Origin of the sequence: Treponema sp. Marseille-Q4132 (assembly GCF_014334835.1) — a bacterium.
In the GTDB taxonomy this organism is placed as follows: Bacteria; Spirochaetota; Spirochaetia; order Treponematales; family Treponemataceae; genus Treponema_D; species Treponema_D paredis.
This window is the reverse complement of sequence record NZ_CP060591.1, coordinates 2,186,638-2,200,574: the sequence shown is the minus strand read 5'-3', so window position 1 is coordinate 2,200,574 and position 13,937 is coordinate 2,186,638. Positions and strand designations below refer to the sequence as shown.

The 13,937-nt window shown below is 37.3% G+C and carries 15 protein-coding genes and 2 pseudogenes; 14 read left to right on the top strand and 3 right to left on the bottom strand.

The genetic code is table 11. The features are described from left to right. Positions 1-82: 82 nt before the first annotated feature. Positions 83-1,087, bottom strand: a complete 1,005-nt coding sequence (locus H9I35_RS09995) for a DctP family TRAP transporter solute-binding subunit (RefSeq protein ID WP_187419255.1) — start codon at positions 1,085-1,087, stop codon at positions 83-85. 147 nt (positions 1,088-1,234) lie between these two features. Here H9I35_RS09995 and H9I35_RS09990 point away from each other — a divergent pair, with 147 nt between their 5' ends. Then, on the top strand, positions 1,235-1,900 hold the full coding sequence (locus H9I35_RS09990; protein WP_187419254.1) for a class II aldolase/adducin family protein: 666 nt from the start codon (positions 1,235-1,237) through the stop codon (positions 1,898-1,900). Positions 1,901-1,947: 47 nt separating this feature from the next. Beyond that, positions 1,948-2,706 carry a DeoR/GlpR family DNA-binding transcription regulator gene (locus H9I35_RS09980; RefSeq protein WP_371809476.1) on the top strand — a complete coding sequence of 253 codons (759 nt, stop codon included), beginning with the start codon at positions 1,948-1,950 and terminating at the stop codon, positions 2,704-2,706. A 599-nt stretch (positions 2,707-3,305) separates the two neighbouring features. On the opposite strand, the pseudogene H9I35_RS12550 reads toward H9I35_RS09980, so the two are convergent. Further along, positions 3,306-3,491: pseudogene (locus tag H9I35_RS12550) on the bottom strand (DUF4372 domain-containing protein); the annotation flags it as partial. Between the two features lie 232 nt (positions 3,492-3,723). On the opposite strand from H9I35_RS12550, the gene H9I35_RS09970 reads away from it, so the two are divergent. The 12 genes and pseudogenes from H9I35_RS09970 to murA all read left to right on the top strand — a co-directional run bounded on the left by H9I35_RS09970 (position 3,724) and on the right by murA (position 12,917). Continuing rightward, complete coding sequence (locus tag H9I35_RS09970; RefSeq protein WP_187419252.1) at positions 3,724-4,068, top strand: hypothetical protein; 345 nt, start codon at positions 3,724-3,726, stop codon at positions 4,066-4,068. Positions 4,069-4,305: 237 nt separating this feature from the next. Further along, positions 4,306-4,531 (top strand): annotated as a pseudogene (locus H9I35_RS12545) (RHS repeat-associated core domain-containing protein); the annotation flags it as partial. After that, on the top strand, positions 4,505-4,783 hold the full coding sequence (locus tag H9I35_RS09960; protein ID WP_187420797.1) for a hypothetical protein: 279 nt from the start codon (positions 4,505-4,507) through the stop codon (positions 4,781-4,783). The pseudogene H9I35_RS12545 and the gene H9I35_RS09960, both read left to right, overlap by 27 nt. 39 nt (positions 4,784-4,822) lie before the next feature. Then, positions 4,823-5,359, top strand: coding sequence for a hypothetical protein (locus H9I35_RS09955; protein ID WP_187419251.1), 537 nt, complete (start codon positions 4,823-4,825; stop codon positions 5,357-5,359). An 851-nt stretch (positions 5,360-6,210) separates the two neighbouring features. Beyond that, positions 6,211-6,537 carry a DUF7674 family protein gene (locus H9I35_RS09950; RefSeq protein ID WP_187419250.1) on the top strand — a complete coding sequence of 109 codons (327 nt, stop codon included), beginning with the start codon at positions 6,211-6,213 and terminating at the stop codon, positions 6,535-6,537. A 100-nt stretch (positions 6,538-6,637) separates the two neighbouring features. Continuing rightward, positions 6,638-7,378: an ankyrin repeat domain-containing protein gene (locus tag H9I35_RS09945; protein WP_187419249.1), complete on the top strand. Its 741-nt coding sequence runs from the start codon at positions 6,638-6,640 to the stop codon at positions 7,376-7,378. 191 nt (positions 7,379-7,569) lie between these two features. Beyond that, positions 7,570-8,328 (top strand): ankyrin repeat domain-containing protein, encoded by a 759-nt coding sequence (locus H9I35_RS09940; RefSeq protein ID WP_187419248.1) that lies wholly within the window; start codon positions 7,570-7,572, stop codon positions 8,326-8,328. Between the two features lie 78 nt (positions 8,329-8,406). Next, positions 8,407-8,913, top strand: a complete 507-nt coding sequence (locus tag H9I35_RS09935) for a hypothetical protein (protein WP_187419247.1) — start codon at positions 8,407-8,409, stop codon at positions 8,911-8,913. Between the two features lie 275 nt (positions 8,914-9,188). Further along, positions 9,189-9,518, top strand: coding sequence for a hypothetical protein (locus H9I35_RS09930; RefSeq protein ID WP_187419246.1), 330 nt, complete (start codon positions 9,189-9,191; stop codon positions 9,516-9,518). A gap of 248 nt (positions 9,519-9,766) precedes the next feature. Then, complete coding sequence (locus tag H9I35_RS09925; RefSeq protein ID WP_187419245.1) at positions 9,767-10,036, top strand: hypothetical protein; 270 nt, start codon at positions 9,767-9,769, stop codon at positions 10,034-10,036. A 275-nt stretch (positions 10,037-10,311) separates the two neighbouring features. Beyond that, the gene (gene pepT / locus H9I35_RS09920; RefSeq protein WP_187419244.1) at positions 10,312-11,583 is read left to right on the top strand and encodes a peptidase T; all 1,272 of its coding nucleotides are present in this window, start codon (positions 10,312-10,314) and stop codon (positions 11,581-11,583) included. Positions 11,584-11,633: 50 nt separating this feature from the next. After that, positions 11,634-12,917, top strand: a complete 1,284-nt coding sequence (gene murA, locus H9I35_RS09915; RefSeq protein ID WP_187419243.1) for a UDP-N-acetylglucosamine 1-carboxyvinyltransferase — start codon at positions 11,634-11,636, stop codon at positions 12,915-12,917. Between the two features lie 533 nt (positions 12,918-13,450). Here murA and H9I35_RS09910 read toward each other — a convergent pair. Beyond that, positions 13,451-13,915, bottom strand: coding sequence for a hypothetical protein (locus H9I35_RS09910; protein WP_187419242.1), 465 nt, complete (start codon positions 13,913-13,915; stop codon positions 13,451-13,453). Between the last annotated feature and the right edge of the window lie 22 nt (positions 13,916-13,937).

Genomic DNA, 13,937 nt, shown 5'->3' with positions numbered 1-13,937 from the left:
GAGACGGACTCGTAAATAAAAAAAGTAAATCAATACGGCGCATACCGAAACCCGCAACGAATTTCCGTATGCGCCTGTATCATCATTTCGCAGACTTTGCCAATTTCAACCATTCATCGCCGTATTTTTGAGAAAACTCTTTCCAAACCGGCTGAACCTTTTCTTGAAAAGCGGCTTTATCGACTTCATTCACTTTGATGCCCGATTTTTTCAAAAGTTCAAGGAATCGTCCTTCATCATTTTCTTTGAGATCAACGGCGCGGGCTTTATCGGCCTCTTCCATTAAGATATTTTGGTATTCGGTAGGCAGACCGTCAAACCACTTTTTACTGCATACAAAGGGTGCCGCATCGTACATATGTCCTGTCAGCGACAAATATTTTTGTACCTCCTGAATCGAAGAAGTGTAAATATTTGCAAGCGGATTTTCCTGTCCATCGATGGTTCCGTTTTGCAAAGCGGTAAATACTTCCGAAAAACTCATCATAATAACATTGCCGTCCAGAGCTTTGAACATTTTAACTTTCATATTATTATTGTTCGTTCGGAATTTTATACCTTTCATATCCGCCGGAACTTTAACCGGACGTATATTATTCGTCATATGTCTGTACCCGCTTTCCCAAACGGACAGCACTTTACAGCCGGTAGGCTCAATGATTTCTTTCGCAAATTTCTTTCCGAATTCACCGTTCCATGCTTTTCGCGCCTTTTCAATATCGGGAAACAAAAAAGGCAAAAGCGCGACGCCGGCTTCTTCGTTATAGCCTTCCCAGTTTGCGGCACCCATCTGCATTGATCCTTCAAGCGTTCCGGCTATGAGCTGAGAAATCATATCTTGTTCGTTTCCCAGAGCGCTGTTTGCATAGATATTTACCTTCAGTTTTCCGTTAGTCCGCTTTTCGACAGCGGTTTTAAAACTTTGTAATGCAAGCGTAGAAGGATTACTGTCCGATACCGCCGAACCGATATTCATAACAAAAGTATTCCCCGCACCGCTTTGAGTTCCGCCGTCATTTTGCCCCAATGCAAATACCGCAAGTCCGCAAAAAAAGACTATCCCCGTCATAAAAAGCCTTTTTTTCATAATTTCCTCCTGATTTTAAGCTTCTACCCAAAAATAGCCAATATTATTCTTTAATTTTCATTATAAATCACAATATTTCATCTGTCAATAAAAAAAATACAGAAATTTAGCTTGACTTTTCTCTTATTAGAAATATAATGAAAATAAATGAAATATTTTGAACATAAACAAGGGATCAACGATATGGAAAAACAACAGGCTGTTGAAAATCTTGTCGATATCTGCCATCACGTACAGGAAAAAGGGCTTGTCAGCGGTACCGGCGGAAATATAAGCATAAAAACGGGTAACGTAATTTATATTACACCGACATCCGTTGCGTTGGGAAAAATAACGGATAAATTGCTGAGCGTTGTTTCGATCGAAACCGGAAAACCTTTAAACGATATAACGCCGTCAAAAGAAATCATGATGCACCTGCTTTCGTATCGTGCAAATGAAAACATACATGCCATCATTCACGTCCATTCGGTTTATGCGGCGGCGATAGCAAGTATGCCCGATTTTATACACGACAAAACAATTCCCGCCTATACACCAGGCTACGGCTTACGCGTCGGCTGTCTGCCGGTAATTCCTTATGAAGTACCCGGTTCCATGGAACTCGCACAATCCGTAGCGACTGTATTAAAGGAACGGAATTCCGTACTCTTGGCAAATCACGGGAGCGTCGTTGCCGCAAAAAACCTCGAAAAAGCTTTGGATTTGATTGAAGAAATCGAAGAGAATGCAAAGCTGTTTTTTATTACAAACGGGAAGGCAAATCCTCTGAGCCGGGAGCAAATACAAACACTGCACGAATATTATAAATAGCTCGCATATCGAGTTTTATGTGATATAATAAAACAGGGAGGAATGCCATCAAAAGTTTTGAACGTAAACAACATATTTTAGATTTAACAAAAAAACATACATTTATTTTAATCTCCGATCTGATACGCGATCTGCACTCTTCCGAATCGACCATACGGCGAGATATAGAAGAATTGGTATCGAAAAATCTCGTAATCAGAAGTCAGGGCGCCGTTATTTGGAATGACAAAAGTAATTTATATAAGGAAAACGTTTATTTCCGTACAGAACAAAATCTTCTCACAAAAACGAAAATAACTAAAACAGCATCCGAATTGATAGAACCCCGTGAAATGATTTTTATCGATACGGGGACAACGATGCTCGAGTTGGCAAAAAATTTAAGTGAAGACTGTAATCTTTCGGTTGTAACGAACGATTTAAAAATAGCATTGGAATTGGAAAACAAATACAATGTGACAACCATAATGCTCGGGGGTATCGTAAAAAGAGGTACGCACACGACAATCGAAAATACCGGCACGGAATTTTTAAATAATGTTTGTTTTCAAAAAGCATTTTTTTCGCCTGCAGGTATTTCGGATGAAGGATTTTATTTTTTGAATTTACAGGCAATGGATATCCGCAAAAAAATAGCCGAAAAATCGGAAAAAATGATTATGGTAGCCGATTCCGCAAAATTCGACAAAAAAGCTACCGTATTGGGATTTCCGTTTTCCGAATGCGACATACTCGTAACCGATACATGTTCGCAAGAATGGAAAGATAAAATTTCTCCCTCTACGCATATTATCATTGCACAATAAGCGCCAACAGACAAAGCCCGCAACGCCTGAAAAAAACGCGGACCGTACATTAAGAGAAAAAACATTGATAATTGTACAAGCTGTTTATTCGTACGGAGGCTTTAATTCCCCGATGCTCTGCATCGGGTAGTTGAGTTTTCTTACTAAAAAACATTCATAGCTTAAACATATCGCAATATGGAGTTTGTTATTATTAATAATATTCAAATTATTAATTACTCTTATCGGTATAACGGCCTATTTACATAAACGGCGATGATAAATATATTGCTTTTTTGTATCAATTTTCTATTATATTCTGTTTTTCTGTTTATTAAGTATTTTTTATTTGTTAAGGTTAATAATACGGGAATGATTATTGAAGGATATTTTATGGTGAATTTATTTTTTGGAATAATGATCTTTCCTGTTTGTGTTCTCCATAAGTATGCAAAGGATATTTGTTTTTTTATTAATCTCAGTGAGTTTTCCAAATATATAAAAATTCCATTGTTATTGCTTGGACTTGTTTCTACCGCAGTAATTTTTAAATTACCCCTTCCTTATGATGTTATGAGTTCCTTTGTTATTTGGCTTTATCTATATTTTTGTAATATATTTTAGAAAATCGTAGAGCGTTTCACGTTCTTGTGAATGCCCGGATGATAGAAGCTGCCGCTTGAGTACAGAGAGTGCGCAAGGGTTCTCAGTCCGTTCTGATTTGCGAGCCGGACATACACCATGATGACAAACTGTTGCCGTTCTGAAAATCCCTTGCCGTATTTATCCGCTTCCGTATCGTCTGCAGCTTTTTCAAATCAAAGTCTCTCAACGAACGATAGCAACCGCCCCGGCTTTGGGTTATACTTGTTCATGTCTGCAATTCATTTTGTGATATTGTTTTATGTGATAACTTAACTATATCATGAATTACAGACTTTAAGAATTCTCTATGTTATCTTGGACAGTTGTGAAGTAATACAGTTTTTAGCCTTGCTATAGCTATTGCTTGTTCAACAGACGGAAATAAGAATAAACATGAAAATAAATGAACTTCTCCAGAATTTACAGCTAAATTGGCAAGAAGAGCTGCAAAAAGACGAATGGTTTTTTGCAAAAGAACGAGATAAAATAAATAGTTCGTTTACGGTAGAAGAATCTTTTAATGCTATAATGAAAGTTGTATTTTTTATACAATCTGAAGCAAACGCTTATTTATGTACCGAACTTGTTGATATTTTATATTTACTTATACGAAAAAGCGATACCACAGAAATCCCTAAGGACTTTGTAACTAATCTTCAAGTTTTAAAGAAAAGACTGGCAAAAGATATGTATTCATTAAATATCTTAAAAGAAATCGAATCTTATTATAGAATATGAAGAGACTGCTGAAAAAACGGTGTGAATCAGTTCCAAATCCTCTCAACGAGCTTTGGGAGTAAAGCTTACAGGACAGATTCAAAAAACCGTGGCCTCCGGTTATTAATTGATATGAAATTCCAATTAATTCCATGAATTGTTTTACGGTTTTGCTCTTTGACAATTCAGCAGCGGCTCAAAACCATGGTGCTTGAGCTGTAGGGTGAAGCACGTACGATAGCCGGCGTTTCATACGTGGGGCTGTACTACTACGGTGCGAGATATTTGGATGCGAAGTACTCTCGCAGGTTGAGTGCGGATCCGGCAGTCAGGGAGTATGTACCGCTTGCGCCGGTGAACGATAAGGCGAAAAAGCATAACCAAAGCCTGCCGGGGCATGGGCGGTGTGTTCAATGTCGTAAACTTGCAGCTGTATCACTATGCGGGGAATAATCCGGTGAAGTATACGGATCCGGATGGAAGAGCTTCAATTTTGCAAAGAGTAATAAATGATAATGAAACTAACAGGAAATATCGTTATGCACATATCATCGGTAAAAATGCTGGAAATCCTCATACACTTCATGGATTGGTTGGTTTCGGAGAATTGGGAGGTTTTCGTAAAGACGGTTCTGTTAGTCAATATTCCGATAAACATTTAGGGGTTACTGACCATGATAGAGGAAGCAAGACAATCCGAAAGCTTGGAAAATACGGGTTAATTTTGCTTGGTTAGAACATTTTTGGAAAATTTCAAAACGGCAGGGGGAAATTTATGAAGAAAAATAGAATTACACTATGCTACTTCCTGCTTATTTTATTTTCGATTATTTTTACTTTCCTTTTTATTATTCCAATATTTTCGAGGTGGTTAATTAATAAAGATACTCGTAAATTAACTTTTGAAGAAGATGTAAAGGTTTCTAATGTAATTGAGAATTTTTATTTTGATTATTTTAAATTAGATTATGCAAAAATTAAGGAATTATTTTTTGAAGGGCAGATCAATATAAAAATAACAGATGGACATAATTTATTAACGGATTATGAATATAATTATTTTGGAACCATAGAAACTGAAAGTGATTTAAATAGAATCGGAGGAGCTTATAATCGGCACGTAGGTTCTTTAATAAAGAAACAAATTATTTTAAAGGAGTTTGTAAATCAGCCTTATGATTATCCGGTCGGAAATGTTTATTATGTAAGTGTAGATGTACAATATAAGAATGCAAAAACGTATCAATATTTTTTTATAATAAATGAACATAACCGATTCAAAATTTATGAACATAAAATAGAAATTCTATAATTAACTTCTTTTTTTACACAGTTTATTTCTCTTAAACACCGTAGTTTTCGCAAAAAAAACTACGGTATGCGTTGCGAGCATATTCCGCTGGTGTTCGTGACAGACATATTCTATTTATCCGTCGCCTAAAAATAAAATTCGCCCACGTATAAAAACTGAAATAGCATTTTACAATTCGCCATCAGTGCATTATAATAAAACGATTTGAAAGATATTTTCTGCAAGATATTCCCATGAAATATTTTTCAGTTTTGCTCTTTGACAATTCAGCAGCGGTTCAAAATCATGGCGCTTGAGCTGTAAGATGAAGCACGCACGATAGCCGGCGTTTTGTGCGCAGGGCTGTATTACTACGGTATTTGTGGACCCATGAGAAAAATGATATTTTCAAATCTGTTTATGGTAATCAAGATTTTTAATAAGGATGCTTATGCATATAAATTTATTTTCATTATGTCTGCTTATATGTTCACTTCCTATTCTTAATGGAATATGGGAAATGACAAGATGTCGTAGATCATTTTCTGAAATAATAAAAGATAAAAAGATAATTTTATCTTTTATTATTGATTTGTTGTTATGTTTTATTTCTTTTATATTATGGGATTGATTCTACAGTATGAAGTATTATCATAATGTCTTTTCCCGCATCAATATAAATTTACTGGGAAAAGACTAGGATAGAATTATTTTGTAATAGAATTTACTAAGAATGTAGGTTAAAGATGTCAAAAAAAATAATATTCTTGGTTTTAAGTTTATTAGTTTTTCGAGTTATTCTAAGAATATACTTTCTATATACTTAAATTGCTGATAAAAGATTTAAGTACGGTAATTGAAGGAAACTAAGTATGAAAGAATTTTTGAATAATCTTTTTAATTTATTTCCGGCTTTCAAAAATAGATTAGGATGGGACATTGAAGAATTTCCATATTGTTTTTTTGGTGAGTTCGCATTATTTATCAATGATAATAAAGTTTCCATTGATATGCAAAGTGTTAATTATATTATAAATCTTTTTTTGACTTCTTCCTTTCAGCCGGGTGACAAAGAAAATATAATTATAGTCGGTTTTCTGGAAGTTTTGCATGATGATATCGATACGTATAATAAGTTAAAAGAAAACTCAAATAATGAATTAAAAGAAATTTTTAATAAGTATTTAAATAAGTGGTAAAAAATTCAGATTTTCCAACAACAGCAGTTACGGATAAATGCGTTTAAGGAGGAAGAACAGCTGCCATCGGGATTAAAGATGAGGGCAAGGTTGGAGTTTTATGAAAATCCATGTATGTACAATTATTATGCTATTAGCATTAGTTTCATGTCGCGTTGAACAAATGCAAAGAAGTCCTGCTCCTGTTTTCGGTTTTACGAAGAAAATAACGAGATCAGAAGAAAACACGTTGGCATATCAAATGGAAACGGCTTTATTAATTGATGATGATGAAGAGTGTTATAAAAAAGTCGAAGCGTTATTAAAAGCAGGAGCGGATCCGAATAAAAAGACAGGGCAATTTAAATGGCTGGATACAAATCCTTTATGGGATTGTTGCGGTGATGAAAAGCTTGTAAGTTTATTTATTTCATATGGGGCAGATATAAAGAAACGCCCCTATATCGCTAAAATATTAAAAGGGCATAGAATTATAACGAAAGAGGAACAAATTCACGAATGGGAAAATTTTCCCTGCATTGTAGAAGATGATATTTTATCTGTTCTGCAATTATTGTTAAAATCAGGGGCTGATCCGAACTTAAAGGCGTATGGATCGTCTATTGTTTTATGGCCTGCAACGGATTGGAATTACAGAAGATATTTTAATAAATATGGAGATACGGCAATAAATCAAGCAATAAAATATAATGCATTTAAAATTACAAAACTTCTTATTGCTTACGGTGCAAAACTCGATGATAAATCTTTTGCAGCCGCAAAAAAGGCTACGGAATTATCGGGTTCAATAGAAATGGAAGAATTGGTAAAAGCACAATGGATAAGACAAAATGGGAATTAATGCAGCTGCAGAACAATATATTTTAAATCAATAGTCACAGTCAATATTTGGTATTGATATAAAAAAATTAAGTATTTAAATGAATGGTAAAAAATTCAGATTTTTCCAACAATAGCAGTTGCGGATAAATGTATTTAAGGAAGGAAAACAGCTTCCGTCGGGATTAAAGACGACGACAAGGTTGGAGTTTTATGAAAATCCATGTAGGTACAATTATTATGCTATTAGTATTGGTTTCATGTCGCGTTGAACAAATGCAAAGAAGTCCTGCTCCTGTTTTCGGTTTTACGAAGAAAATAACGCGATCAGAAGAGAACACTTTGGCATATCAAATGGAAATGGCTTTATTAATTGATGATGATAAAGAGTGTTATAAAAAAGTTGAAGCGTTATTAAAAGCAGGAGCGGATCCGAATAAAAAGACAGGTCAATTTAAATGGCTGGATACAAATCCTTTATGGAATTCAAATGGTAATTATGCATTATCTAAATTACTTATTAGTTACGGAGCCGATGTAAAACGGAGACCATATATTGCTCGTTTATTGTCGTATCGAATTATTGCAATGAAAAATCCAAGGGATAACTGGGTAAGATTTTATAAAGAAAATCCTCAAATGAAATGTCGATATGAACATGAAATTTTTTTATGTTGTAAATTATTGTTAGAATCAGGAGCTGATCCGAACTTAAAGGCCTATGGAGCGTCTATTGTTTTATGGCCGGCGACTGATTGGAATTATAAAAGATATTTTAATAGATATGGGGAAACAGCAATCAATTATTGTATAAAAGAAAATTTGCTTTCCGTGTTTCCTCTGCTGCTCGAATACGGAGCGGTATTAGATACTAAATCGTTAGAGTTGGCCAAAGCAACAACAGAAAGAACAGGTTCAACAGAAATGGAAGAATTGGTAAAAGCACAATGGATAAGACAAAATGGGAATTAATGCAGCTGCAGAACAATATATTTTAAATCAACAGTCACAGTCAATATTTGATATTGATTTAAAAAAATAAGGAAATATATGACGCATCCAAATAAAAAAATATTCATAGCATTCTTTTTTCTAATATTTAATATTATATTTTGTAATTCGTTAAGTTTTAAATCTAAAAGAATTTCCAATTCGGATTTAAAGAAGATCGAAGAATTACTAGGGGTAATCTATAGGAGTTTTGAAGATAATGATTGGAGAGAGATAGAGAATTTATTTTATAAAAATAAATTAAATATTTGCATAGAATCTAATCAAATAATCGAAAATTACAATAATTATAATTACCTTGGGAAAATTCATAATATAAATGAAATTCAATTATATCAGGCTTATAGAAATAAAGCAGGAAAAATTATAAAAAAAATGGAAGTGAGTAAAGATTTTGATTCACAGCCTTATGATTATCCGGTCGGTAATATTTATTATATAAAGATAAATGTTGAATATGAAAATTTAAAAACTAATGAATATTTTTTTATAGTAAAAGCTGAAGAAAAATTCAAAATTTATGAATTAAAAATAGTACTTTTATAAATAAGGATTGTAGTAGTATTTTATGTTATAATTCGGATAAGAAAGATTGGCTTAATATATTGTTCCTACCAATAAAATTAGATTTGATATAAATGGACTATATTTTGGCAAACGAAAAAGATAATTTTTCGGTAGATACATATTTTACTAATCGCCCTACGCCGGATTGCTTTTCCGCGCAGTATTCCCGACGCGAGCGGGAGCGGCGGCGGAAATGAGGGTTACCGAATAGATAAGGTAGTTAATTATGTGAAAAAACGAGCGGAGGATTAATAATGAAAAACTATCTTGGTTTGATGCTTCTTCTTATTATTCAATTGTTTTTTTTATATTTGGGAAATATTGCGACATTATCAAAGACAGAAAAAAAAGGCTATAATAATTCACTGTTTTTGAAAGTTTCGGGTCTGTCTGTTTTTTTTCTTGAAAAAAGAGTAATCTACAAATTGATAACAGTTCTTATTTATTTAGTCTTTTTTACAACTCTTGCCTTATCATATTTTGACGGAATAGAATTCTCTTTTTTAAAAGACTTGTTAATAAAAACGGATTTTGCAATTATTCCTGTTTTGATAATTGTGAATTATATTTATTCAAGAAAATGATTTTGCATTAACATCTGTTGGATTTGAATAATGAATAATAAATATTTATTGAAAGCTATGAACAATGAATATGTTATTTTCTTACATAATTGGTTTTTTCATACTAACTCTTTCACCACCTTTGTGTTTTGTATATACTTCAGAAGACGACAGAATAAAAGCAAACGATAAAAAGAAGAAACTGATTAAGATAATAAATGATTTTAAAGATCAGTAGCAGTTTATTTATATTTTTTCTACAATGACATATGAAAAAGAGTGTTAATATTAAATTGTTTTGTGGAACTGTCGGAATGACGGTTATCAATATATTTTTATTAATAGCATTTATTACAGGCCATGAGTTTGGTCCTCGTGTTTTATGGCCTGGCTGTATAACAGGATATATAACAGGGCTAATTCTAAATAAAAAAATAAATACACTATCGTATAATAAAAATGATAACCATGATGTTTATTTTGTAGCTGTTCTTGCATTAAATGGTATTATTTTTATTTCTTGGATATTTTTGTTTTAGCTCAAAAGACTGACTTATTTAGAGAAAGTAATTATATCTTAATAAATTAGGAAAGAGTTTTTACAGGCATGGAATTAGTATTTTTTTATAATGTGTATTTCTGACAAACTCGCCTACGCCGGATTACTTCCCCGCTCCGCGTGTCCGCCGCAACCTATACGACGGAAGATAATCCAAGCGACATCCGCGCCGATTTTGCTCCGTAAACTCGGTAGTGAACGAAGCGGACGAAGTCATCGATTGCATAAGGCGCGTGAAAATCATATTATAACGATATGAACTACATCAAAAAAAATTCACAAGAAGAAAAAGAATTGCTCGAGCGTTTTTTGCGCTATGTAAAAACGTATTCCGAAAGCGATTCGAATAAAGCCGACGAGGGGATCATGCCGTCGACGCCGCAGCAAAGAGATTTTGCAAATATGATTGCCGAAGAGATGAAGGCTGCGGGTTTGGAAAACGTACACGTCACCGAGTTTTGCTATGCGTACGGCGTCCTCCCCGCTTCCGAGGGTTTTGAAAACGTACCGCCCTTTTGTCTTCTTTCGCACATGGACACGGTCGACGAAGTGACCGGAAAAAACGTCAATCCCGTCGTACATGAAAACTATGACGGCGCTCTCATCGAACTTGCGGAAACGAATCCGCTCGATGCAGCTTCGGACGAAGCGCTCGCCCAGGCCGCACGCGAGCGCGATACGATCATCACGACGGACGGGCACACGCTCCTCGGTGCGGACGATAAGGCGGGCATCGCGGCGATCATGACGGCGATTTCGTACCTTAAAGCGCACGAAGAGATCAAGCACGGAAAAATCGAAGTGATTTTTTCACCCGACGAAGAGACGGGGCACGGCATGGATAAAGTGCCGCTCGAATCGATTCAATCGAAGCGTGCATACACTGTCGACGGCGGGCATATCGGCGAACTCGAAACAGAATGCTTCAATGCGGTCGGAACGACGATCGTCTTTACGGGCAAATCGACGCACACGGGAACGGCACGGAAAGCGGGCATGATAAACTCGATCGCCATGGCATCGCACTTCGTGTCCTCTCTTCCGATCACCGAACGCCCCGAAACGTCGGACGGTATGGCCGGCTTTTACGCACCGATAGAGTTCACGGGAACGATCGAAAAATCGACGGTATATCTTTTACTGCGCGACTTCGACGGCGAAAATATGAAAAAGCGGCAAAAAACCGTGGAAGCGCTTGCCGAAGCTGCCGCACTTTCTTTCGGCGGCAATGCAAAAGTGACGCATAAAACGCAGTATTTCAATATGAAGCAAAAGCTCGACGAGCATCCGGAAGTCGTGCGCGATTTGAAAGCGGCGTACCGAAAAGCGGGCGTGGAACCTGTCTTTATACCGATCAGAGGCGGCACCGACGGATCCCGGCTCACCGAAATGGGCATCCCCACGCCGAATATCTTTACCGGCGGTCACAATTATCATTCGCGTATGGAGTGGGCTTCGCTTAACCAAATGTGTAAAGCTGCCGATATTTTAATAAACCTCGCAGGCATTATCGGTACGGCAAATTAACCCCCCGATGTACCTGCGTGTAAAACGCACTATAAAAACGGGAGGCGGCAATGCACGAATATATAATCGACGGCGGATATCCGATCAGGGGAAGCATCACCGCAGGCGGCAATAAAAACGCGGCGCTGCCGTGCATTGCTGCGGCTTTACTCACGGAAGAAAGCGTTACGCTGCACAATATTCCGGACATAGAAGACACGCGCGTTATGCTCGACATTGCCCGATCCTTCGGTGCCGACGTCGAGTGCATAAAAAATCACAGCTGGAAAATCACCGCCAAACAATTTGCAAACACGATGATCCCGCCGGAACTTTCAAAAAAGATACGCGCATCGATTTTGTTTGCAGGTCCCCTCCTCGCCCGAACGGGAAGAGCGGAAATGCTGCCGCCGGGCGGAGACGTTATCGGCAGGAGAAGGCTCGACACGCACTTTCTCGCGCTCACCGAACTCGGCGCACGCGTAGACATAAACGGTAAATTCGTGTTTTATGCGGACGTGCTCAAAGGCGCAGATATCTTTCTCGACGAAATGTCGGTAACCGCGACGGAAAACGCCGTTATGGCGGCGGCGCTCGCAAAGGGAGAAACGATCATTTCGAATGCGGCGAGCGAACCCCACGTACAGACCTTGTGTACCATGCTCGTGAGTATGGGTGCCAAAATCAGCGGCATCGGAAGCAATATTTTACGCATAGAAGGAGTCGACTCCCTGCACGGCTGCGAATGCACGATAGGCCCTGACTATATGGAAATCGGTTCGTTTATCGGACTCGCGGCGGCCACTCGCGGTTCGCTCACTATCGAAGGCGTCAATCCTCAGGATATGCGGCCGCTTAGGCTCGGTTTCAGCAAACTCGGCATCGCGTGGAATATCGACGGCACTACACTCACCGTTCCCGAACGGCAGGAACTTAAAGTAAACAGCGATATCGGAAACTCGACGCCGAAAATCGACGACGCTCCGTGGCCGGGCTTTCCGCCCGATTTGACGAGCATTATGACGGTCGTCGCAACGCAAGTCGAAGGCACGGTACTCATCTTCGAAAAGATGTTCGAATCGCGCATGTTTTTTGTCGACAAATTAATAAACATGGGAGCGTGCATCACGCTCTGCGATCCGCACCGCGCCGTCGTGTCCGGTCCGCGCATCCTCCACGGCGACCACCTCGTCTCACCCGACGTACGCGCAGGCATGGCGATGGTAATCGCGGCGATGACGGCGCACGGACAAAGCAGAATTTCAAACGTGTATCAGATCGAACGCGGCTATGAACACTTGGTCGAACGGCTTCAATCGGTCGGAGCGCACATCACGACGGTCGACGTCGAGTAAAAGCGCGGGACTTGCGGCATGGGGGCATTTGCGCGGAAAAAGCTATTCAGTGTACGCTGTGCTGCAGCGAGAGCGTTTATTCGCCTTGCTCACGGCAGTATATCGGCAAAATCATCCGGCGCGTGAACAATAATAGAATCTATATTCTCCGAACTGCCGGGAAAATCTTCTCCATAAGTATGAACTTCTAATTGTTTTAGATATCCATCCTTCACTATGATAATTGCTTCTCTTCCGTATTTCAAATATGTATATAACTAATAATTTATAAAAAACAAAAAGTTTTCGGAATTTAAAAACCCATAAGCATGAAAAACCATACATTATTTTCATTTTATTTTTTATACCTAATTTCTTTCGTTTTTTCTTTGTTAAAGAGCTATTTATTCCTATGAACACTAGAAATAGTTGGAATAAAAATAACCCAAATATGCCGAATATATTTATTAAATAGACTTTATTCATCTTTCGGCCCCTGCCGACGAACAAAACACTGTCGGTCCACGTTAATAATTTTTATCTGTGAATTTTTATCAGAGCATTGATGTATCAATAACGTATTGCACCAACATATCGTTTTTCCATATAAGCAAAGGTCCCTCCGTCATGTTTTCTCCGTTATTTGTATAAAAAACAGTAGCGATACTGTTATTCCGATCAACAACGGTTATTTTCCATCCTGCAAATTTCTGCGTATGAATTACCCCTGAAAACAAAAGCCGTTCGCCGTTAAATATTTTATTTCCTCGAATATAGCCGATCGGCTCAATTGTCTTATTATTTTTTTTAAACAAAATCGCCTTGGTAAAAAAGCCCTGTTTATTATGCAAAACGTTATATGCAAAATAAAAATCGAAATTTGAAAAATGATGTGATTCTATTTTATATTCCTGATAATCAAAATAATTATCTAAGAATATATCCCGTGAATTATCTTGACTGTACACATATCCGACAATCAATAAAATGGCTGCAAAAAAACAAAACTTTTTCTTCATTTTTCATTCCTCCGTACATGAT